Origin of the sequence: Chryseobacterium sp. CH21, from assembly GCF_004119445.1 — a bacterium.
Classification (GTDB): Bacteria; Bacteroidota; Bacteroidia; order Flavobacteriales; family Weeksellaceae; genus Chryseobacterium.
On sequence record NZ_QICI01000045.1, the window covers coordinates 67713 to 91887 of the forward strand.

General features: G+C 35.0%; 22 protein-coding genes and 1 pseudogene. 18 read left to right on the top strand and 5 right to left on the bottom strand.

Annotation, left to right across the window (positions count from 1 at the left end; genetic code table 11):
* Window positions 1–37 precede the first annotated feature (37 nt).
* Window positions 38–1621 carry a Na+/H+ antiporter gene (locus BOQ62_RS08665; protein ID WP_129038705.1) on the bottom strand — a complete coding sequence of 528 codons (1584 nt, stop codon included), beginning with the start codon at window positions 1619–1621 and terminating at the stop codon, window positions 38–40.
* Window positions 1622–1835: 214 nt separating this feature from the next.
* Between BOQ62_RS08665 and BOQ62_RS08670 the strand changes: the two genes are divergently transcribed.
* The 17 genes from BOQ62_RS08670 to BOQ62_RS08750 all read left to right on the top strand — a co-directional run bounded on the left by BOQ62_RS08670 (window position 1836) and on the right by BOQ62_RS08750 (window position 19179).
* Window positions 1836–2336 carry a M15 family metallopeptidase gene (locus tag BOQ62_RS08670; protein ID WP_129038707.1) on the top strand — a complete coding sequence of 167 codons (501 nt, stop codon included), beginning with the start codon at window positions 1836–1838 and terminating at the stop codon, window positions 2334–2336.
* Between the two features lie 190 nt (window positions 2337–2526).
* Window positions 2527–3564 carry a patatin-like phospholipase family protein gene (locus BOQ62_RS08675; RefSeq protein WP_129038709.1) on the top strand — a complete coding sequence of 346 codons (1038 nt, stop codon included), beginning with the start codon at window positions 2527–2529 and terminating at the stop codon, window positions 3562–3564.
* Between the two features lie 157 nt (window positions 3565–3721).
* On the top strand, window positions 3722–3967 hold the full coding sequence (locus BOQ62_RS08680; RefSeq protein ID WP_129038711.1) for a hypothetical protein: 246 nt from the start codon (window positions 3722–3724) through the stop codon (window positions 3965–3967).
* Between the two features lie 231 nt (window positions 3968–4198).
* Complete coding sequence (locus tag BOQ62_RS08685) at window positions 4199–4831, top strand: leucine-rich repeat domain-containing protein (protein ID WP_129038773.1); 633 nt, start codon at window positions 4199–4201, stop codon at window positions 4829–4831.
* An 11-nt stretch (window positions 4832–4842) separates the two neighbouring features.
* Window positions 4843–5799: a leucine-rich repeat domain-containing protein gene (locus BOQ62_RS08690; RefSeq protein ID WP_129038775.1), complete on the top strand. Its 957-nt coding sequence runs from the start codon at window positions 4843–4845 to the stop codon at window positions 5797–5799.
* A gap of 13 nt (window positions 5800–5812) precedes the next feature.
* Complete coding sequence (locus tag BOQ62_RS08695) at window positions 5813–6841, top strand: hypothetical protein (RefSeq protein WP_129038713.1); 1029 nt, start codon at window positions 5813–5815, stop codon at window positions 6839–6841.
* Between the two features lie 98 nt (window positions 6842–6939).
* A complete protein-coding gene (locus BOQ62_RS08700; RefSeq protein WP_129038714.1) occupies window positions 6940–7995 on the top strand; it encodes a hypothetical protein in 1056 nt (351 codons plus the stop codon).
* A 7-nt stretch (window positions 7996–8002) separates the two neighbouring features.
* Entirely contained in the window at window positions 8003–11815 is a 3813-nt protein-coding gene (locus BOQ62_RS23065; protein WP_228413849.1) for a hypothetical protein, read from the top strand.
* A 65-nt stretch (window positions 11816–11880) separates the two neighbouring features.
* Window positions 11881–13140 carry a hypothetical protein gene (locus BOQ62_RS08710; protein ID WP_129038716.1) on the top strand — a complete coding sequence of 420 codons (1260 nt, stop codon included), beginning with the start codon at window positions 11881–11883 and terminating at the stop codon, window positions 13138–13140.
* Entirely contained in the window at window positions 13082–13708 is a 627-nt protein-coding gene (locus BOQ62_RS08715; RefSeq protein WP_129038718.1) for a hypothetical protein, read from the top strand. The genes BOQ62_RS08710 and BOQ62_RS08715 overlap by 59 nt, the downstream gene beginning before the upstream one ends.
* Window positions 13709–14077: 369 nt before the next feature.
* Window positions 14078–14527, top strand: coding sequence for a hypothetical protein (locus BOQ62_RS08720; RefSeq protein ID WP_129038720.1), 450 nt, complete (start codon window positions 14078–14080; stop codon window positions 14525–14527).
* Between the two features lie 95 nt (window positions 14528–14622).
* Window positions 14623–14976, top strand: a complete 354-nt coding sequence (locus tag BOQ62_RS08725; RefSeq protein WP_129038722.1) for a hypothetical protein — start codon at window positions 14623–14625, stop codon at window positions 14974–14976.
* A 191-nt stretch (window positions 14977–15167) separates the two neighbouring features.
* Window positions 15168–15947, top strand: a complete 780-nt coding sequence (locus tag BOQ62_RS08730) for a hypothetical protein (RefSeq protein WP_129038724.1) — start codon at window positions 15168–15170, stop codon at window positions 15945–15947.
* Window positions 15948–16199: 252 nt separating this feature from the next.
* Window positions 16200–16946, top strand: coding sequence for a hypothetical protein (locus BOQ62_RS08735; RefSeq protein WP_129038726.1), 747 nt, complete (start codon window positions 16200–16202; stop codon window positions 16944–16946).
* A gap of 210 nt (window positions 16947–17156) precedes the next feature.
* A complete protein-coding gene (locus tag BOQ62_RS08740; protein ID WP_105700475.1) occupies window positions 17157–18077 on the top strand; it encodes a helix-turn-helix transcriptional regulator in 921 nt (306 codons plus the stop codon).
* Between the two features lie 255 nt (window positions 18078–18332).
* Window positions 18333–18746 (top strand): hypothetical protein, encoded by a 414-nt coding sequence (locus BOQ62_RS08745; RefSeq protein WP_228413851.1) that lies wholly within the window; start codon window positions 18333–18335, stop codon window positions 18744–18746.
* A gap of 1 nt (window position 18747) precedes the next feature.
* The gene (locus tag BOQ62_RS08750; protein ID WP_129038727.1) at window positions 18748–19179 is read left to right on the top strand and encodes a nucleoside deaminase; all 432 of its coding nucleotides are present in this window, start codon (window positions 18748–18750) and stop codon (window positions 19177–19179) included.
* 93 nt (window positions 19180–19272) lie between these two features.
* Here the strand turns inward: BOQ62_RS08750 and BOQ62_RS08755 are convergent, their stop codons facing one another.
* Complete coding sequence (locus tag BOQ62_RS08755) at window positions 19273–19800, bottom strand: GNAT family N-acetyltransferase (protein WP_129038729.1); 528 nt, start codon at window positions 19798–19800, stop codon at window positions 19273–19275.
* 72 nt (window positions 19801–19872) lie between these two features.
* Window positions 19873–20631, bottom strand: coding sequence for a type III pantothenate kinase (locus BOQ62_RS08760; RefSeq protein ID WP_129038731.1), 759 nt, complete (start codon window positions 20629–20631; stop codon window positions 19873–19875).
* A gap of 191 nt (window positions 20632–20822) precedes the next feature.
* Between BOQ62_RS08760 and BOQ62_RS08765 the strand changes: the two genes are divergently transcribed.
* Window positions 20823–21296, top strand: coding sequence for a hypothetical protein (locus BOQ62_RS08765; RefSeq protein ID WP_129038733.1), 474 nt, complete (start codon window positions 20823–20825; stop codon window positions 21294–21296).
* A 179-nt stretch (window positions 21297–21475) separates the two neighbouring features.
* Here BOQ62_RS08765 and BOQ62_RS08770 read toward each other — a convergent pair.
* A pseudogene (locus BOQ62_RS08770) lies at window positions 21476–23313 on the bottom strand (M1 family metallopeptidase).
* A gap of 222 nt (window positions 23314–23535) precedes the next feature.
* Entirely contained in the window at window positions 23536–24006 is a 471-nt protein-coding gene (locus BOQ62_RS08775) for a DinB family protein (protein ID WP_129038735.1), read from the bottom strand.
* Window positions 24007–24175: the final 169 nt, after the last annotated feature.

Here is a 24175-nt window from a genome sequence, read left to right on the forward strand (position 1 = left end):
AATTTTGTATTCAAAAAACATTAGTTTTTTACACAGATTAGATCATTCTCAAACGTTCTTCCTCAAGGTCAATCTGATAAAGCTGATGACGGATAATTTCTTCATTCACGGAAATATCTTTATTCAATTCTGAAAGAAACTGTCTCTGACTTTCCAGCATTTCAAAAAAGATATCTTTTGTATTTTCATCCATCCATTCGGTCTCATTGGTCTGTATTTTTTCCTCCCAATGTTTCAGCATTCTTTCTAATCCGGCGTGACCGTTTAGTTCGTTCTCATGTTTATTTTTAAGAAAGTGATAAACGTGCTGTTTTAGTTTATGTTTTATTTCTTCTCTTACTTTTTTATCTTTCTCGTCTTCTGCAAAATCATCAAACACATGTCCATATTTTATTAGGTATGGTAGCGTAAGCCCCTGTACAAGCAATGTCAACAGAATCACAACGAAAGTAATAAACAGGATAAGATTTCTATTCGGAAAAGGAAGTCCATTTTCAAGGGTAATCGGAATTGCCAGTGCTGCAGCCAATGAAACTACTCCTCTCATCCCTGTCCATCCAAGCACCAGAGGCATCATCAGACGCCTTCTGTTAGAAGAAGCACGGGGAGCCACACTTGGCCTAAAAATCAATGTGGCCAGCATTGCAGCATAGGAACTTATTATTCTTGCGGCAATCAAAATACCGGTTACTATTACTCCATATTGAATGGCAATTTTCAAAGGAATTCCTTCCGACCGTAATCCGCCAACAATCTCAGGAAGTTCAAGCCCGATAATCAGGAATACAATACCATTCAGGATAAATACAAAGCTCTGCCATACGCTATATCCCATAATACGGCTAGTACTGTTGAGAAATATTAATCGTTTACCTGACATATACAGACCTCCACCAACAACAGCTAACACTCCGGAAGCGTGAAACTGTTCTGCAATCCAATACATAAGATAAGGCTCAATAATGGTTAAAGCAATATCTGAAGCGGCTTCTGTAGGGAGCCTTTTGTGAACCTGTACAAAGATCCAGGCCAATATTAAGCCGATTCCGGCACCTCCGATAATCATCCATAAAAAATCCAGCGAGGCTTCCTGCCATATAAACTGTCCCGTTCCAACAGCAATTAAAGCAAAACGGAATATAATTAATGAAGAAGCATCGTTCAATAAGCTTTCACCTTCCAGAATAGCGGAAGTTGTGGAGGGTATTTTTACAAACTTCATAATTGCTCCTGTACTTACAGCATCAGGTGGAGACACAATCCCTCCGAGCAAAAATCCGAGAGCAAGCGTAAATCCGGGAATAAAGTAATTAGCCGTTACCGCTACTGCCAGTGCTGTAAAAAACACCACTAAAAAGGCAAAGCTTCCGATAATACGCCACCAACGTTTCATTTCTTTAAAGGAAATAGACCAGGCAGCCTCAAATAAAAGAGGAGGCAGGAATATAAAAAAGATAAGATCCGGATTGATTTTTACTACCGGAAGACCTGGTACAAAACTAATGAGAAGCCCAAATACAACAAGCAGAATCGGGTAGGCAATTTTTAATTTGGTAGCCCACATATTGAGCAGCACGATGGCTGCGACCATAGCAAGTAAAAAGGGTAAGATTGTATGCATTTGATATTGTGTTTTTTGTCTGTCATATTTACTACTTCTATTTTTTAAAAGCAATTTTTTTTCTCATTTTTATATTGAAAGATTAATTTTAGTCATGTAAATAGGTTTACTGTCTCAGAATGAATACTATGGAATTTTAAGCAAAATTCAAATAAAATGCGTCAAGTTTCGTCGCTTCCGCGCTATACTTTTGTCCTATAAGAAAATAAGAAATATGGACAAAGTAACCTTAGAACGAATTCAAAAACTTCACCCGCTGGTAAGAGATGAAGTAAAACAAATCATACAGGAATGTGATGAAGCACTTACCGGAAGAGCCAAAATAAGAATCACCCAAGGATTAAGATCTTTTGAAGAACAGGAAAAGCTGTATGCGATCGGAAGAATTACTTCAGGAAAAAAAGTGACCAATGCAAAGGCAGGACAGAGTATTCATAATTATGGCCTTGCCGTAGACATGTGCCTGATGATTGACGGAAAAACGGCAAGCTGGGATACCGTAAAAGACTGGGACAATGACAAAGTGGCCGACTGGTACGAATGTGTGAAAATTTTTGCCCGTCATGGCTGGGATTGGGGTGGAAACTGGAAAACATTTAAGGACCTTCCCCACTTCGAAAAAAAGAATATCCCGTCTAAAAAAGGCTCTGTAAAAACCAGTTGGAGAATGCTTTTGAAGATGCCAAGAGACCAGCAGAATTACGTTATTTTTTAGTATCATTTATTTGAAATTAAATATAATACGACACGTTCTGTCGCTTCCCCGGCCTACCTTTGCTTTATAAGAAAACAACGAAAAAAGCAATGAAATCCAAGTATGGAATCTCAACATTTTTTGAAAAATCAATGGATTCTGTAGATTTAAGATTGCATGTGTCCTTTTAACAAACCATTAAAAATATCACATGAAAAAGACAACCATTCTTTCTTTGGACGGAGGTGGAATAAGGGGAATCATCACCTGCATTATTCTGCGTTACATAGAAGAGCAGCTTCAGTATTATGATAAACCGACTGCCAAGCTCGGAGATTATTTTGATCTGGTAGCAGGCAGCAGCACCGGAGGTCTGATTGCTTCTATTATTTTATCTCCTGATGAAACCCGAAAAGCAAAATATTCTATCCAGAAAGGACTTGAATTATATGCTGAAAAGGGTGGCGACATTTTCCAGGTTTCCTTTTGGGAAAAACTGGTCAATCCATTCGGATTATTGAATGAAAAGATTCCACAGGAAGCTCTTGAAAAAAACTTAAATGACTTTTTTGGAAATTTAGAATTAAAAGAATTAATAAAACCATGTTTAATAACGAGTTATGATATTGAGAATCGAAGAGCAAAGCTTTTCAACTCATGGAAAGCCCACCTCAGCACAGATAACTTCTTTGTAAAAGATATCTGCAGAGCGACTTCAGCAGCTCCTACCTATTTTAGCCCTGTGCAGATCAAATCCATGTACGGACAGATTTTCAGCCTGATTGACGGAGGAATGTTTGCTAATAATCCTGCTCTTTGTGCTTATGCAGAAGCAAGAAAGATTCCTTTTGCAGAAGTATTGAAAAACCATCAGAAAGCCAATCATCCGACTGTAAATGATATGATCATCGTATCTATCGGAACAGGAATTGAAGCAAGACCTTATCCTTTCAAAAGACTGGAAAAAGCAGGGAAAATTGGTTGGGTAAGCCCGATTATCGACATTTTAATGTCTGCCAATGCAGAAACAGTGGATTATCAGCTGGAACAGATGTTTCAAACCCTGGGACTTAGAAACCAGAAGAACTATTACCGCCTGAATCCTTCTCTGAAAAATGCTTCTCCAGCAATGGATAACGTAAGAAGATCGAATATTGAAAACCTGATACAGGCGGGTTTGAGCTATATTGATGATAACAGAGAAACATTGAACCAAATTGTTCAGAAACTCATCAAAAATAAAATATAAGCTTTTTACCTTATAAATATCCAATATAAGCTCTGGAAATTATATTTTAAAATTGGAAAATATTTTTTAAACACGTCAAGTTTTGTCGTTCTCCCCTACTACCTTTGGAGTATCAAAAAGACACAAAACAACAATCCATAAAAACTTTTAAAAGCCTTTGAATTCAACATTCTCTCATGCTGAACAGCCAGAAATATGTTCAAAATATAACCAACACCTTACAACACAAAACATGGAAACACCCAATCACAATACCCATATACTCTTCGATGAAGATCTCTACACTATAGAATGGAGCGACATCGAAAATGCTGAGATGGATTATGAAAACTATCTCAATGACATTGAAAACTTCTTCAGAGAAGATTTTGAAGAAGGAATACTTGAAGAAGATACTTTTTAATTAAAAATATAAAAACACGACAAGTTCTGACGCTGTCCGCCATTACCTTTGAAATCTCTATAATACACGCACAGCAATCTCATTAAATAGTCTCAACACCTTTGAATTCACCATTCACAAAATGCTGGACAGCCAGAACTATGTCTGAAAATATAGTACAAAAGTGACATTCTCCACTACAATAGAGGATACAACAATCAATTTATTAACCAACAAATCACACAAAGTTTTATGAAAACAAAAGAAGAACTCAAACTCTATTTCGAAAATGGAGATATCCCAAAGCAGGAAGACTTTTGGGAATGGCAGAACTCTTACTGGCATAAGAGTGAAAAGTTACAAAGTACTTCCATTGACCAACCGGCTTATGAAGAGTTTTTACTTTCCCCCACAGACAATACGGAAATTATAGGTTTAGGAAGAAGAATGATTATTCCGGAAGGGATAAAAACAGTGGGCGGATTTATATATAGTGGAGCAGCAAAAAACACGATTATAGAGGTTCAATTTCCTAAAACACTAGAAAAATTGAAATCTTTTGCTTTTGCTTATCAGTTTTTAAAAGGCTCTTTAAAAATCCCTGGAACCTGCAAAACAATTGAGGCAAGTGCTTTTTTAAGTGGATATGCCAATATTTCGGAATTAATTCTGGAAAATGGGATAGAAACTATTGATAGTAGTGCCTTCCAACTTTCCGGAAGTACAGCTCTTACTGAATTATATATTCCTAAATCAGTTAAATCCGTAGGGCAAAACGCATTTAATATTCCTTCCTTAAAGAAAGTTTCTGTGAAACAAGGTTTAGATATCAGTAATGCAGGTATTCCAGCAACAGCAACAATCTCATACTATACAGACATCTAACAATTAATAACATGAAAACAAAAGAAGAATTAAAGCTCTATTTTGAAAATGGAGATATCCCAAAACAGGAAGACTTTTGGGAATGGCAGAACTCATACTGGCATAAAGATGAGAAAATTGATATACAAAAAGTTTCCGGACTTGAAAATGGTACATTCAATATCCTGTATGCAGAAATGGATGCTGACAAAAATGCCTCAATAGATTTTTTCACCAAAAGAAAATTAATCATATCTCCCGGAACTTTAAGAATCCCAAAAAACTTTACAATGGGTGTAATGATCACCGAGACACAAATACCTCAAGGCATCGTAAGCATTGGAGAGAATGCATTTTCAGGTTCACAAATCAAATCTATTACGATCCCTGATAGTGTTACGGAAATTCTGAGTTTTGCATTTGCAAGTAATAAACTAAGCACACTACAACTTCCTGAAAATCTATCCGTAATTGGTTACGCTGCATTTGCAGGTAATGAAATTTCGGATTTGTCACTCCCAAAAAATCTTAAAGTTATTGAAAAATCTGCATTCAGTTCTAATAAAATTACTGCTGTAGATATCCCAGATAGCGTCACTGAAATTCAGAGCTATGCATTTTCATCCAATAAATTAAGCTCACTTCAGCTTCCCGAAAACCTATCTGAGGTTGGTGAGGGTGCATTTTCAAGTAATGAAATTTCAAATTTATCGCTCCCTAAAACCCTTAAAACCCTTGAGCAATCTGTATTCGGCTCTAATAAACTTACAGCTGTAATCATACCTGAAAGTGTTACCGAAATCAAGAGTTATGCATTCGGAAATAATCTTATTACTTCTGTACATATTCCCAACAGTGTTCTCAATATTGAGTCGGGAGCATTTTCAAACAACAAACTGACAGAGGTTGTATTAGGCGCAAATACTAAGTACCATATGTATTCTTTTGATCCTGAAGTTACAGTAACTGGAGGACAACTTATCAATTAAAATTTTTAACAAAATGAAAACAAAACAAGAATTAAAAAAATATTTCGAAAACGGAGATATTCCCATTCAAGAAGAATTCTGGGAGTGGCAGGAATCCTACTGGCATAAGGATGAAAAACTTCCTTTAGAAAAGATAGATTACGATTTTTCTAAAAAAGCAGAGGTAAATGCGTCCAACTTGAGTCCGCAGGATGTTCAGCTTTGGAAAAACAAAATAGAAACTCCTACATCAATCCAGGCTCCCCAATTGAATGGAAATATCTTAACTGTATTTTATACAGGTGAGAATGGTGTACAGCAAAGTAAATCTGTAGATTTAAGTACTTTAGTTACCAATAATATCCATATTGATAGCGCTGAATATGATGCCGCTCAAAATATCATCACCATTACCCAAAGCGACGGATCTGCCTTTCATATTAACCTTTCAGAATTCAGTATTATTCCAACCAGTAATGCTGATGGAAGTGTAACATTGGCTCAGGAAGGCCAGGATAAGGTAGTTTTGAAAAAAGTAGCACTTACAGGCAGTTATAATGATCTTTCTGATAAACCAACATTTAGCGGGAATGATAATTTACAAAATGTCATTGACAGAGGTAACGGAACAACCAAGCCAATTATTTTTCAACCAAGTCAAGGCAGAGCGGGTGAAATAAATTTCAATCCTACCACTTATTCCTTTTGGTTTGGAAATTTGAATACGGATCATACAGGTGCTTATGGATTAGGAATTGGCTATAATACGTTATCAAAATTAACCACAGGTTCAAATAACGTAGCACTCGGTTCTTATGCTTTAAATGAACTCACCACAGGAAGATGGAATACAGCCACTGGTGTTTCAAGCGGAACTAAGCTAACAACCGGTAATTTCAATTCTTTCTTCGGAACACAAGCAGGAACTGAAACAACAACCGGAACCGGAAATACTTATATCGGAGATGAGGCAGGAAACAAAAATATTACCGGAACAAATAACACTGCTCTTGGTATTGGAGCCGCTTATTCTTTAACTAATGGAACTCAAAATACTTTTTAGGTGCTTTTGCCGGAAATATTCATGGTAAAGCAACAGGATCCGGTGCATGGGGCTCCAATACGTTTGTTGGATATAATGCTGCCTCTACTACTCATGCCATGGGTGTCTGGGGAGATAATAATGTTGTTATTGGTTGTAATGCTCCATTAGGAGGTTCCACATTCAATAAACTGGTTATTGAATCCAATCCGGCAGCAAGACGCCATGATTTTGTAACCCCTTTAATTGGTGGAGACTTTGCTGCAAGAACATTAGATTTTGATGCTGTAGTTTCTGCAAAAAGAACACCTCTGGCAGATAACACTTATACAAAAGTAGCTGTTCTAAATACTAATAATGTATTTGGATATAAAAATCTTTCTGACTTCCAGAACTCTATCCCTCTCACAGGAACAGAAGTGAACAATCCCGTTTCCGGTCATATCCAATTTGAGAATGCCGAAGCTCCGGAAATTGAATCCCTTCTATATAAAATAAATACTCAGGACGGAATTAAAAACCAGATAGGTTTCTTTCCAAGTGGTGTTTTGATTACATCAGGCAGTGTAGATAATTCTGTACAATCAAATTTAGACGTCAGCCAAGAATATGGAATATTGGCTACAGCATATGGTTCAAAGCTTAGCTTAAGCACTAATGGAGCTTCTTTAATGAACTTTACTAATCATTCCCAAGGAAAAGGAATTATGGTAAGTAGTAATTCTGATGAACCTGTTATGGTAGAACATCAGGTATCAAATCCCAGAGGATTAAGTTCTACAACTTATTTTGGAGACAATGCTCAGGAGAATGATTACATCCAAAAGCAATATGCAGATAAACAGCACTCTTACAGCACCAAAGAAGAGTTAACGGGTGGAAAGTGGATCAATGGCAAGCCTGTCTACAAAAAAACCTTATATCTGGATCAAATTCCAAGAACAGGTGAAATTGATTTTAAGGTTGAATTCCCAGATCTTGAAACCATCATCTCCAACGAAATGTTTACAGAATGGCATGACCTTAAAGCCGTGTTTGCAGGCAATCAATGGCGAACAAAAGCCTACATCACGATCGAAAGAGAAAGAGCAATTATTGAACTCTTGAATGTTCCAGACTATGATTATTCTCTTATCAATTCCTTTACTCTAACCCTTGAATACACCAAAAAATAAGCACACAATGTCAACGAACAATACATCAACAGCAAAATCCGCATTTACGGTCGGAAAATCCTTAGTAGGAGAAGGAATTATTAATTATAAAGAAACAAACCCTATGAATACAACCAATAACGCATCGCAATCACTTTTCAGATTTGTAAGTCTGAGAAACCCACAATTAACAGAAACTAAAGACAAAAACTTAGGATTTATCCACAGACCTAAGGGAGTAACCGGCATTTTTGATACGGCAGTCGCAGGAAGACCTGCAAAAACGTTAAAATTTGCAGCAATGAAAAGAGTTGCGGGTGAGTTTAACAATGCAGGGTTCGAAAGCGAAAAGAAAATCGAAGAAGGAGCATTTAAAGATCTTCTGGTGATTGGAAGAAAGCTTTCTAAAAAAGAAACACTAGAGAGTGCCGACTGGGCTCTCGTTACAGACTATTACAAAAGTCTTATTAACACAAACAGACAGCTAAATACAGAAGGAATTGCTATATTTTCCCAGCTTTGGAATAATTATATTCATCAAATTGTTACCCAGGGAGATTTCTATATTAAAGAAGCAATCAGCCACGTTCTAATGGCTATTCAGCTAGGTTTTGCCAGCAATCAGGACCTTACGGATCAGGAAATCATCAAGATTAATGGAGAAAAACCATTAGAAAAAGCATTGGATGGGAAAATTATTTTACCAACCATTCTATTTTCAGAAGATATTGAACAGGCGTCTTCAGTTTCTGCAAGAGCTGCTGAAGGTTCGGAACCAGCTTTGGGTGCAAGAACAATCCAAAGATTAGAAGCAGAAGCAAGAGCTTCTTTTGTATCCAGCAAAGCTATCCACAGAAAAGAATCTTTGAGCAAGCTGAATTCAGAGCTGGAAAAACTTCAGAAAAAATTCCATAAATCCCGTCATCAAGCTTATGAGGAAGACTATGCCAAATATATGGAAGAAAATAGAGAACGTTTGGAACTTTACGACAGAAAACTGGCCGAAGTAGACAGCAAAATCACTCCGGAGATGTCTGAAGAAGAAAAAGAACGTCTTTATAGCACTTTGAAGGAATATGAAGTTGCTCCGTTTGTATTTACGTACAAAAATGAAATCAATTTAGAAGATTTGCAGGCAAAACTTTCTCCGGAATCTTTCGACCTTTTTGTTGAACTTTTCGGAGAGTCCACAACGGGACTGGCTTCTCTGGCAGAAGAAACAGAAAACCTTCAGATCCTTTCAGATAACACTTTGAGAATGGGAGCTCAGACCATTACTCTTAATGACGAGATAGAAAGCTATATGGATGCTTTACTTGTTGTAAAAAGTAATATTTCTTCTTCTATGGAAATGGCTCTTCAAAACAGCCCTCTTCCGGAGCAACAGTATGCGAATATCGGAGGAGCTTCAATCCCTCTTATTCAAAATACGGCCAGAACACCAATGGCATACAGCTTATATGCACACAGTTCTTATAGAGTATCCGGAAGCAGAGGATTTATTAACTTTTCTTTTGAGGTTGAAGATGTTTCATGGAGTGTTGCCAATGCTAAAATTACTGCTACAACAGACGCAGCCGGAACTTTCGAAGAAAACTACAGCAACATTTCTGTAGTAGATAATAAGATTACTTTACCTGCAGCTTTGGTAGATAGATTCAGAGGCAGCTTTAGCTTTAGAATAGAAATCATTTTTGATAACGGAAGCATTGCCTATGGAGAGATTGCTACACAATATCCAAAAGAAGACCTGAACCTTACAGGAATGCTTACATTGAAACGTGCAGCAGTTGAAAACCCAGGTACGCCTGAGCCAGGTACCATCCAAAAACGTAAAAATTTCGGGATCAAAAGACTTGGAGTAGCCGATTATATGAAAGTAGTACAAAGTGTTCATGCTTACGTTCCAGGAGAGGTTTCCAATATTGAGAACGTTATGGCAAGTGAATTAAGACACAAATCTTCGGTTTCCAGAGAATATTCTGAAGTTACAGATACTACATCTAAGTCCCAGGAAATTGAGAAGATGTCAGACACTTCCAAAACCTCCAGAACAGATATGCAAACTGAAGTTGCTAAAGAAATTGAGAAGCAACAAAGTATTTCTGCCTACACAAGATTCAGCTATGGAAATGACAGTGCAATGAAGTTTGAAATTGGAGCAGACTACGCCAATAACTCAGCACAACACGACAGTACAAGACAGGCCGTAATGAAATCTCAGGAAATCACGGAAAGAGCAATGGAAAGAGTTCTTACTAAAATTTCAGAAGAAAGAGTACAGAAAATCATCAAAGAATATACAGAAACCAATGTTCATGAATATGATAACAGAGGAAAAGTAACCAATACAGATAACCCTGAAGCGGCACAACCTAAGCATATTACAGGAGTTTACAGATGGATTGACAAGAAAATGAAAAACCAGATTTACAACTATGGTAAACGTACCATGTTTGAATTTATGGTTCCTGAACCTTCAAGATTACACCGTTTAGCTCTTACTGTTGCCAAAGCTCAGGTACTTAAAGCTCCTGTAGATCCTAGAAAAGCACCGGAACCATGGTTAATGGCAGATCCAAAATCTGCAACTATTGTACAGATTCAGCATTGGGCTCAGGAATATGGAGTAACTTTAGAAGCTTTCCCGGAAGCAACCAAACAAGTTATTCATACAGCTTCCAGCGTTCCTCAAACAAATGACGATTTTGGAATTGATCATACCCAATTTACCATCCCGGACAATTATGCCGGAAAAAATGCAAGCTTCGCCTGCAGATCAACAAGAAACAGAGGTGGCGGATGGTCAGGATCACGTTATTCTGAAGTAATGTTCTCTAACTTAAAAGGAGATATGATTGGCCGTTCTGAACGTGGTGGAGATCTTAACTTTGATGATGGATCATCTGGTTTCAATATTACAGGTAATATAACTTTCCAGGTGAAAGGACACAACGTAAGAAGCTATACCATCAAAGTAGTCGTAAATTGCGAACTGAGCGATGCGTTTATCAGCAAATGGAAAACAGATAGCTTCAACGAAATTATTAAAGCCTATGAAGCTGCTTATACAAAATTCCAGGAAGATCAGGCAAGATTGGATGCAGAGCAAAAAGAAAAAGAAGCACAGCTTAAAGAAAGACAGGATACTTTCTACCGTTATATGGAGCACGATGTCTTAAAGCACAACTGTATCGCTTATTTGTTACAGGACTACCTTTATACACTAGGTCAGGAAACAACCAACGGTGCTGATGATAAAACAACCATGGATAATTTCCAGGTATATCTGAATGAAAATCTGGACAGATATACAGCCCTTGCCAAGTTTATGGAACAGGCATTTGAATGGGAAATTATGGATTACACTTTCTACCCATACTATTGGGCTAACCGTAAGAGCTGGCAGGAGTTCTACATAAGTGAAAGTATGGATCCTTTATTCAGAAGCTTCTTACAGGCAGGGATGGCAAGAATTATCGTTACTGTAAAACCAGGTTTCGAAGCAGCCGTTCAGTTCTTCCTTGAAACAGGAATAATCTGGAATGGCGGATCCGTTCCAGTAATCGGAGATCCAATGTATATGAGTATCGTGGACGAAATGAGACAGCCAACAGGTGAACCTCAGGGTAAATACTGGATTACCAGAATTCCTACTACCCTTACCATCCTTCAGGATAAGTCTACGGGACTTCCGGTGAATCAGCCATTACCGATTTTCCCGGAAAATGATCCTAAAAATTGTGAGAATCCTTTAGAATTGGAGTTTGAAACAAGTTTCACATTAGATGAACAAGCACAATTACAGCATGGAGAAAAAGACACCAGTACTTTAGGCTAATATTTATTTAACAAAATGGCGGATTAACCGCCATTTTATTTCTCATAACATTTAAAAATAGAAAAATGAGCACAATAAAAGCACTTGGAACCTCTAAAATAAAAGCTTTGGGATTAAACAATGGAGGAGAAACACCTTATTTAACTATTCAAATTTTGCATTATCCTAAAAACTTCAATGATTATATACAAGTAGAAATATCCACTAATTATAATCCCAAATTATCAGAATCTATTAGAGTTGTTGTATTTGAAACCAAATCAAATCAAAAGAATGTAGGGAGTGATAAAGTAATAATCGACAGGTATTATGAAATAAAATCAAGTAATTTTATCATTAATATACCCTTTAATCAGTTAGCCCAAAACAAAGTCATTAAAAATCAAGATATCAACTCCATTTTATGTTATCTCGGAGTAAGTGGACCAAATAGGGGAGCAAAATATAGCAATATTTTTGAAGTGAATATTTCTGATAACCCACAAATCGAGAACCAGTCCTTAATTTCAACCGTTAGAAAGCCTTTCACCTATTTAAGCGACGAGCAAAAAGCAATTTTTATGTCTGCAGTATTGGTTGAAACAAGTAATGGAAGAAAAGCACTTTGGGATATCGCTTACATATATTTGAATTTAGTACAAAACAATAAAAATTTTGAAGTGATAATGAACAGATCTTCCGCTTATTCTGGAAGAAGTACTAATTATATGTATAAGTGTCATTATTATTATTTAACAAAAGGTAAGTCTATAAATAAATATGGTGACGAAGTTGGAAGTTTCCCAAATAGATGGAACAGTAGTCTAAAAGTGAGAGATTATGTTGATAATGGGGACTATTTATCAAAATACAATGATAAACAAAACGGGAGTGATCTCAATGGCTGTATTGAATTCATGATGACCAAAATTTTTACTGCAAAACCTATTTCAAGATATAATAATTGGCATGGTCAGGGGAATACAATGGATATGAACATTAATGAAGGTAAATATTCCAAACCTTGGTATACAGCGAGGCAGTATTATTGGCTTCAGAAAACAAAAAAAGTAGATAAGATATATGTTAAAAGATTATTTGATTTTGAACATACTTCTTATATTTACGATACAGATCGTATTGAAAAATATTTTAGTTTAAATCTTAATAAATTACCTACACCACATGAAATTATACCAATCCCGCATTATCTCCCAGATGGTACACCTTGCCACAAAGTTGAACTTCCGGATCCCAATAACCCCGGTAAGAAAAAAATTCACACCTATGAAGTTGAACTTAATGAGTACGGTGGTATCAAAAAAGTCTTCCCCACTGAAATCTAAAAATTGGATTTTATTTATTATTTTCTTTTTTGCACTTTCTTCATGCCAAAAAGGAAAGGTTTCAGAAACACCTAATCGGTTGAAAATTAATGAAATTTTCACAGAACAAACTTATGGTGACAATGCAAAAGTATATACGAATGACAGTTTATTTTGTATATATATTGATGATAATAATCTTAAAACTTGGAAAAATGGGATTTTACTCAAGAATAACAAAGATATTCTTCCTTTAATTAAAGGAAATGGATCAACAAAAATGTTTAAAACATTTAAGTTCCAGTCAGAATTGATGAATTTGAACTTTAAAAAGTATTCTAACAAAACAATCAACTGGGATACAAAAGATTATCAAATTAGGAAAAAAGGTGAAGATTATTTTTTATCAAAACAAGGATATAGCGAAATAAAATTACCTATCCGTCATTATGAGTCTACAGATTGGATTACTTTTAACAGTATGGATATTAATAATGACAAAATACCTGAACTTTTTATATTCAACGAATCATATAATGATAGAGATGATCAGGAATACGGAAAAATGATCGTTTATGAAATAAAATAAATAATCGGATTCCATAAAAATGCCAACCGTAAAGTTAAGATGCTTTACGGTTGTTTATTTTAGAAAAACAATTTGATTGGCAGAGAACAAGCAATCTTACATTTAATTCAATTATTCAAACACGTAGAAACGAGATTACAGCCTTACAAGCAAACAAATCTCGGCAAGAAAAACAAATAGAAATTGTTCTTCCCTAAACTGAAACTTTAGAAAACTTCCTAGACTATTCCCAATATGGAGAGCAGATGGAAATGAAGCAGCACCAAGAAACAATAAGTTTGAGTATAAATCTTTTTATCAGTGGCAATGGCAAAAATGGCAGAAAAGTCTGTCGATTATGATTATATTAGTCAGATAAAATTATAAATAATGAAACATATTATTTTCTTACTTATATTTTTAGTAAATTTATTTTCTGCACAAGAATTACCGGCAAAATTTGAAGAAAATGGTAAATTTGGATTGAAAGATCAAACAAGTATATTGTTACCTGCCATTTATGATCAGATAACTACTGATATTTTGATTATAACACACAAAGCTGAAGAAACGACCATTTATAATCAAAAACTATCCATACTCTATAAAGATAAAGAGATTTTAACCTATAGGTATTCTGAAAATCCAGATATTTTACAAATTATTTTGAAGAATGGAACTTTGGTTACTTATACACAGGATGGATTAATAACCAATATTTCTCAATTATACCCACAAAAAGAATCAGATAAATCATATAAAGAAGACAAAAACAATGGTTATCAAATTTATACAATTGAAAAAAATGAAATCCAGGAAAATCATTTAATATTTTTGTAGATCCAGAAAATGAACTTATAAATATTAAATATCCAGCTTATGGACAAGATCCAAAGTTCCTAAATAATAAAAAGAGTTTAGAAATTGAATATACTTTGAAAAGAAAAAGTACATCTAATGAAAAAATTATAGATTACGGAGATAGTGAGGAGAGGCTGTTTTCTCCATTAAAGATATCATACATTATTTCAAAACTAAAAAACAGATATGGTGTTTGGGACTTCAAAGAACAAAAAGAAATTATTCCATTTCATTATAAAAGGATTATTCCTTATCAAAATTATTTATATCTGGAAAAAGATGGATTATCTACCTTCTATCCTAATATAGGCGCTGATCCAAGATATAAAAAACTTGAACCTTATATTGGAGCTTTTGCCAGGTTTGAAACTCCAGCAGGCAAAAAAGGATGGGTAGATAAAAAAGGGAAAGAATATTTTGATCAATAATAAATAAGCCATAGCAATTGGACATGCCCCAAAAAGTTAGACACTTTTTAGGGCATTTTTTATGGGAAAATCAAAATATAGTTTAAGTTTAAAAAAAAGCTGTGTAGAAAAAATTATTAAAAGCAAAACCTTTCTTTATTGATGTTTTTTATAATACTACTACTCCGACAGCTCCCTTCAATTGTACAACAATGATAAATAATTTAAATCTTAAAGCTTTAAATCAATCTTCTGTCAAATTAATTTCTGGAGGAACAAATAAAACAATGTTTATTAAAGCCACTGATCAAGAACTTGTGGATGGAAAATATGATGGGCAGCCAATTTCAAATATTTTGACAAATAAAGGAGCTGGAAAGCCATATGAACTTAATGATATAAACAAAGCTCTAAGAATAATAACTTCCAGATTCTATGAAGAGATAATTAATGAAATTATAATAAATACTGAAACCGAATTGAAAAATCCAGATGTAAATGATGGAACTGCTACAAGAAAACTAATTGATCCATCATCCTCGATAAAAGGAGTCTTAGATGATCTGGATATTACAAAACCGTTCAATTCAGGAGGTAGTGTTATGAAAAGATATGATTTTATTAAAGATAGATTATATGGATACTTACATTATGAGTTTAAAATAAATTATCTTTTTGCATTTATATGTCATAACATAGAAACAAAGATAACAACAACCTCTACCGCTACAACTTCCCGTGATGAAGCAATGCCTTTTCTTGATGCTAAAGAGATTATTATTCCTAATAACGCTATTGGAAAAACAATGACTCTAGCGCATGAAATTGGGCATTGTTTTGGTGTAAGGCATACTTTTGATATTCTAGGAAGCAGTCCACAAATTGGAGATCTGAAACTTCCTCAGCAGAAAACCCTTGAAATATCATGGATTATCCTAAGAATGGTGATGCTGATAGGAGATCTTTTATTAAATATCAATGGGATAAAATAAGAGAGAGCATCTCTTCAAGGGTAAATACAATTGCTGAACTTAAATTTGAGCAACATACTGATAGAAACCTGTCTGGTCTTATAGATTTCACACAAGAACAGGGTTACTTATGGGATTATAGTAGACATTTAATAGATTTTATTATGAGAGCAATGGAAAAAAATATGGTGGTGATTATTCGGAAATTAAAAATTCTAGTGATAAAATTTTGACTATTTTCGCCAATGAAATTACCAAAAATTTAAATAAATTATGAAAACCCTATTTAAATTTATACTTTTTATATTTATTCCATTAGAATTTTCTGCTCAGAACATAATTCAATATGATTTTAAAAAACAAGTAAATCATATTTTCCAAGGTTCCTTATATGATGCTTTCGAAGAAGCTATAGACAATTATCATAATAAGCCCAAAGAATATATTCATTCAGATATTTTACCTTTAAAATTTGTAACTCAGCATAAAGAAAATAAAAACTACAAAATAAAAATTGAAGATTTCCCTAATCAATATAATATAAAATTCAAATTTGATCAATATGAGGGTGGTAACGAAAATTGTTTGAGTTTTTTAGAAATTGACACAAATAAATTATTGATACAATCACAAAAAGATAATTCTGGAACTAAATATATTAATACATATTTAAACTCTTTTATACTAAGTAACAGTTGTGATAATGATAAAACATGGATTTCGAAAAGTTTCTTATGTAAGACCCATGTAATCTCTAATGAGTATATTGATATCAATCCAAATCCCAAAATAATTAACATACTATATTACAACACCTTATCAATTACCTCTAGTAATCAGAAAAATAAGTTTGAAATTACCATTTATGAAAAAGTTGATAGACAGATGAACCTCTTAATGAGAAAAGTAATTATAAAAGGAAATAAGGAAAAAGCTATTGATTATTTAAAGCATTATAATATTGACTACAATAGTATTAATGATACGGATTTCCAAGAACAGGATTTCAAAAAAATTTAAAGCCTAAATTCCATCTTTTTTATAATCATCTAAAAAGTAGTTTCAAAGAAGGGTTTCCTTTGTATATTACTGTAGTTACTATTGAAGATCAAAAATAGATATTAAAAAAAAGAAATATAACACGACACGTTTTGTCGCATTAACCGCATATATTTGTCTTATAAAACTTTACCATGAATCGCAGTTCTGCTGCAGTATAAAAAAAGAGAAATGAAGAAAGATTTTTATCTGACAAGATATGCCTTAATTATAAAAAAATTAGAAAGTTCTCCAGCTACTTATTCCCAGCTGGAGCACTATCTTTTAAATTCTTTTGAATTCCAGGATGCAGGAATCAAAAGCTATTCTATCCGTACCCTGCAGAGGGATATCCGCGAAATTTCCGATCTCTTCAATCTTTCTATCCACAACAAGAAAAAAGGAGATAACCGATACTATATTGAGAGCCGCCCAATTATGGAAGTGGATGAGTACAACCAAAAATTACTCGAATCTTTTCAGGTGAGTAATGCTATGAATACCCATCCTGATTTTTCAGATTTTATCTTCTTCGAAAGCCGTAAACCTACTGGTGTGGAGAATTTTTATGATCTGTTTTTCGCAATCAGAAATAAAAGAGTGGTAAGCTTTGAGCATTACAATTATAAAAACAAACTGATGACCTCCAGAAAAGTTCATCCTTTAGCCTTAAAAGAATCCAAAGACAGATGGTATCTGATCGCCATTGATACAAAAGATAAAGTTTTAAAATCTTTCGGGCTGGACAGGATCAACTATCTGGATGTAGCAAAAAATCAGTTCAGAGAAAAATATAAATACAACTTCAGAGAACATTTCAAAAATGCATTCGGAGTGATGAATCTGGCAGAGCAGAAACCGCAGAATATTGTATTAAAATGCAGCCGTCATCAGGGAGAATACATCAGAAGCTTCCCTCTTCATCAATCTCAGAAAGAAACTAAGGAAACTCCGGAAGAAATCTTTTTTGAGTTCTTCCTCCATCCTACCTATGACTTTATGCAGGAAATTCTTTCTTTCGGAAAGGAAGTTACCGTTCTGGAACCGAAAGGTTTAGTTGATGACATTCGCAATCATTTGCAGGAATCCTTGAACCGTTATCTTGAAAGCTGATCATAAGCACTAAATTTCATATTTTTTGTTATATTTACATAAATATACCCTTATTGAAAACTTTATTCATTGGCATCGGCTGCTTTATTTCTTCCTTTTTACTGTCACAGCAAAAAGAAGAATTCCGGATTATAAAAAACTATTACAACCAACACAGAACTATGCTGAATAAAGAGTTCAAGAAAAAATTTGATGCAGAATCCAATAATGTAAAGAAAATCGAAATAAAAGGAGATTTCCTTTTTTCATGAAAAAATGGATAGTATTGAAAACAATGCATTGATTGGAGCTTTATTAAAGGTTAGAAACCTGGAAGATCTTCAAACCATCAAAAGTCCTAAGATCAACTTATCTCAAAAAATTTCAACAGCAGAAAAAGCTGCAGATTACCCTGGTGGCATCAATTCTCTGCGACAGGAAGTAGCCAACCTGCTGTATATTGACGGTGTATATTCTGAAGAAAAAATGGTTAAAACAGATGTTGCTTTTATTGTACAAAAAGACGGAACTGTGAGCAACGTTCATGCACAAGGGGATAATTTCACATTCAACCGTCAGGCAGAAATTGCCCTTTATTTATTGGCAGAAAAATTTTCTCCCGCCATGATAAAAGGAGATCCTATATGCTATAGCTTCAAGCTACCCTTAACTTTAACGATGACGGATTAAAATGTTTACTGACGAATATTATATGAAAATGGCGCTGCAGGAAGCAGAAGCCGCTTTAGAAAAAGATGAGGTTCCTATTGGCTGTGTTGTCGTTTCTAATAATCGTATCATAGCAAGAGCCCATAATCTCACCGAAACACTGAACGATGTGACTGCTCACGCTGAAATGCAGGCCATCACCTCAGCCGCTAATTTCCTTGGGGGTAAATACTTAAAAGACTGTACGCTTTATGTAACGATGGAGCCCTGTGTGATGTGCTCAGGTGCACTTTCCTGGTCTCAGATCTCAAAAGTGGTGATTGGTGCACGGGACGAACAAAGAGGGTTTATCAACAAACATCTTTCTCTGCATCCAAAAACCGAAATTATAACCGGAATTATGGAAACAGAGTGCTCTTCAATTGTTAAAGATTTTTTTAAAAGCAAAAGATAATCTTTTAATTATCATATAAAAAAGCGCAGAATACTCGAAAATATTCTGCGCTTTTATTTTATAGAGTCAGGAATGGTCAACATTCCTTATGAATCAGTCCTTAAAAATGGAATATCTTACAATATCAAAATATTCTCCGTCTTTCTTCATTTCCTGTTTTAATACAGCTTCCTGTTCCATTCCTATTTTTTCCATTATTCTTCCTGATGCCGGATTGTGAAGAAAGTGAGTGGCAAAAATTTTATTGAACGCCAGTTTTTTTAATCCAAAATCTACAATCGCTTTTGCTGCTTCGGTTACAAATCCTTTATTCCAGTAAGGAATCCCAATCCAATATCCCAGCTCAGCTTTATCATCATCTCTGTCATGCAGCCCGATTGCTCCTATGATCTGCCCTTCCTTATTCCTGATCGCAAAAGTATATCCTGTATGGTTATCAAAAGCTTCTTTTGACATTTTCAGCCATGACCTGGCATCATCTTCCACGTATGGGTAAGGAATATTAGAGGTAAGATCAGAAAAAATCCTATGCTGAAGATATTCAGTGATAAAAGGAATATCCTTTTCTTCCAGTTGGGAAAGGGTGAGCCTTTCGGTTTGTATAATGGGAAATTTTTCCATGATAGTAAGGTTAATCTTGGGGTTAAAACTAAAGTATTCGCTGGTCTCAACCTCAACTTTAATCATTTTAATTTATAAATCTTTTCCAAGGAAATAAAGACCTTTCAAAGTATGAAGCCTGTCCATTACATGAATTTTATCGGTCAGAGGTTTATAGACATGGGAAACACCTCCCGTTGCCACCACAAAGCAGTCATCATTCACCTCTTCATTGATACGGCTTACAAAACCTTCTACCATTCCAAGGAAACCATACACCATTCCGCTTTGCATACACGTTACCGTATCCAGTCCCAAAACAGTTTTGGGCTTTTTCAGTTCGATGTCCGGAAGCTGTGCCGTTTGATTGATTAATGAATTCAGAGAGGTAACAATGCCCGGAGCAATGATTACCCCTAAAGTTTCTCCTGTTTCTGCAACACAACTTGCTGTAAGAGCGGTTCCGAAATCTATGACAATCTTCTTTCTGTTCGGATACAAATTGTGTGCTGCCACGAGGTTTGCATAGATATCCGTTCCCATCTGTTTGGATTTTGCCTGAACTCCGGAAGGAGTTGATCTATCAACAATTACAGGAGTCGTCCCGTGAATTTTTTTTATCCCGGAACTCATTACTTTGGTAAGCTGAGGTACCACAGAACCAATGATGACCTTATCAATTTCTTTGGGATCAATTTTATAGGTTTGATACAGCATCAGCATTTGTACATAAAGTTCATCTGCTGTTCTGTAAGGTTTTGTATTGATCACCCACGAAATATCACAATTATCACCATTGAAAAGACCAAATCTGATATTGCTGTTTCCTACGTTTATTACAATTGAATTCATTGACATATTTTTCAGAAGAAATTCCTTACATATAATTGAAATTTCTGCTTAATTTTGAGGCAATAAATTTAATAATTTTAAGAAAAAGAACCTGTCATTATCCAACTAAATTGCAATGACTCACTTATTTTTTCTTTCCTGAGAACAAATCAGTATATTTAATTGCGCAATACTATTATTCTAAACATCTCATGAAAAAACTGATCCTCGTTACTTTATTATGCCTTAGTATCTCTATTTTTGCACAGTCCAATGCCTCAATGGCAAGCGTTTTACAAAAAATAAAAAGTCAGTCAAAAATTGACTCTCATGATAAAGTAGTTTATGATCTCATGGATGAGTTTTATCAAAAAAATCTTCAGGCTGACAATGATGAAGTGACTCCCGAACTTACCCACAGAATTCAAAAAGCAGTTTCTGATCCTAACACCAAAAATATACACCTGCTTTATCTTCTTCTGATGTATCAGCAGCATATCAGCCAAACCGTAGCGGAAGGAAAAAATTCAGATCCTGTATTTCAGATTGAAACCATGAATCTTCTGGAAAGCGAAACAAAAGAAGTATATGGAAAACTCCCGGCAATTATTTACATTTTTAAAGCGGAAGCCCTAGATAGTGGCAAAAAAGGGAGGAAGCAAAAATTACCATTGCCAATGGATTAAAAGAATATCCCGATTCTATTCCTTTAAAGGTTTATAGTTACTTAAACACAAAGGATGAAGCCTTGAGGCAGGATCTTATCAAAAATCATCCACAGCACTGGATGGTACTGCAATTTGAAATAAAATAAAAAAATCCACAGACCTATCTGTGGATTTCTATTTATAATAAGTGATAATAATTATTTTACTTCAACAAAATTGTTTTCCATATTCACATCTGCAATTCTCTGGCTGAAATCAATTCCAAGAGCAGTTAATTGAGATTTTGTGTAAGGAATTGTAAGCGTATATTCTTTCTGTGTCCAAGGCCAATAAGGCATTGTTTTAAAATCGCCATAAATATCCTTTTCTTTCCATGTATGTGTCATATTCATCGGAATCTGATAAGTAATAATCTTCTTATCCGTAGTCATCACCCCAAAATCAATTGGCATTGGAACCAGCCCATTATTAACTAAGGTAATGGTAGTAGATTTTGCATCGTATTTTACATCCTTAATCCCATAATCGATAGTTTTGGTTGTATTGATCCAATAATTATGAAACCATTTCAGATCCATCCCGGAAACTTTCTGAGCAATATGAAGGAAATCTCTATCTGAAGGGTGCTTCATACTCCATTGATCATAGTATTGTTTTAAGGTTTCTGCTAGTTTCTGCTCTCCCATAATGTATCCAAGCTGTACCAGATATAACTCACCTTTTACATAAGATGCATAAGTGTAAGAAGTACCGTTATCATGGTGATCTCCTAACCAAACAGCCGGTTCTTCGATTCCTTTTTTGTAAAGTTTCTGTAAGCATCAAGCCTTTCCACAAAAGGATTTGGCAGATCTTCAGGAAATAATTGATACATGGTATAGCCTTCTGCATAGCTTGTAAAACCTTCGTCCATCCACGGGCGTACAGATTCATTCGTAGCAAGCATCTGCTGATACCATGAGTGAGATCCTTCGTGAGCCATTAAGCCCATTAAATCTTTAACGTTTTTAGCTTCTCCTAAAATCATAGTACACATTCCGTACTCCATTCCGCCATCTCCTCCTTGGATAAATGCGTAGGTAGGATATACATATTTTCCAAAATGAGCATTCATGATCTGGAAATACTTGGTGATATAAGGTTGTGATTCTCCCCAGGCTTTTGTTTTATCATTTTTCTGATAAACCAGATATACTTTAGGCCCTTCCGGAACATTGAAACTTTCTACAGAATAATCTCTGTCTGCACTCCATGCAAAATCAAGAATATTCTTTGCCGTCCATCTCCAGGCCGCTTTTTTATCTTTATCTGTTTTTATTTTAGCATTGGCATCGTAGCCTTTTACTTCTGTAGGATTTTCCAGAATTCCTCCTGCTCCTACTACATAATCCTTGTTGATTTTAATGGTAACATCAAAATCTGAGAACGGTGCATGAAATTCTCTTCCCAGATAATCGAAAGTTGCCCAGCCGTCATAATCGTACTCTGCAATTTTCGGATACCATTGCGTCATGGTCATATCTACTCCTTCCCTGTTGTTTCTCCCGCTTCTTCTGATCTGCTGAGGGATTACAGAATCCCAATCCATCGTAAAAGTAGTGGTAGAATTTGGTTTGATAGGTTCTGCAAGATATACTTTCATGATGGTTTCCTGAACTTCAAACTTCAGGTCTTTCCCGTTTTGCTTAATCCAGTGAATATTCTGAGCACCTTCCTGATCTTTAGGAATGGAAGCTAATCTAGAAACTCCATCTTTCTGCAGTCTTCCATCACCATTTTTTCCCTGGGAAGCCACTCTCTGATCCATCATAGAATTAGGCTTGAAAGCATTCCAGTATAAATGAAAATAAACCACATTCAGCTCATCCGGAGAATTGTTGGTGTATTCTAAAGTTTGTTTTCCCTGATAGGTAAATTTTTCAGCATTGACATCAATATCCATCTTGTACTTCGCAGCCTGCTGATAATAAGCTCCTTGCTGAGCCTGAAATTGTGAAATGATAAACGCAAAAATGATTGCAGCCGATTTTCTCATTTAAAATTTTATTTTTTTTAAAGGTAGGTAATTTAAACAAGAACCTCAAATAGGAGTTATTCTGAGGTTTTATTCTGTTTGTTATGGTTTTAGATAGCTTTTAATCTGGATTGTTAAATTCCTTTTTCCACAGATGGTGTGAGCAGATTTCTTGAGAAGATGAATGTAAAGATTTTTTTAACCACAGATAGCACAGATTTTCACAGATGATTGTGGATATTCTTATAGATTTTTTAAGAGTTTTTTAATTAAAGTAATCTGCCCAAGATGATAGTAGCTGTGTTCAATCATTCCGTCGATATTTCTTCGGTAGGTTCCGTACTTTTCATCAACAAAAACCTCATCAAGTTTAGAATCGGGCATTTGTTCCAGTAATGTGGCAAACTTTTCAGAATCTGTCCAGAGCTTATTCAACAGCTCTTCCCATTGCTGCTGAGATTCAACGGGTGGAAGATCAAAGCTAAATTTGTCTTTGATCTCAAGATCACCACCTTCAAAGACATTGACAATTCCTGCAATATAATAATCAATGTGAAAAGTGAGCATGGCAATGGTATTCAAAGTATCTACTTTTGTCACCGCCTGTTCCCAGGTAATGCCTGAAAGCTGATCTTTAAAATTGGTATTGGCGATCCAGAAACCATCCAGTAGAACTTCTCTGAATCTTTTGGCAAGTTGTGAAACTGAGCTCATGGATATTTTATTTATATTTCCTAAAGATAGGTTTTTATTTAAACACAAATTTCACCAATGAAAACCACTATTTTAAACACAATAAAATAGTGCAATTTGTGCCAATAAATTTGTGATATTTGTGTTTAATTAATTACAAAAAACCTCAAATACAAAAGTATCTGAGGCT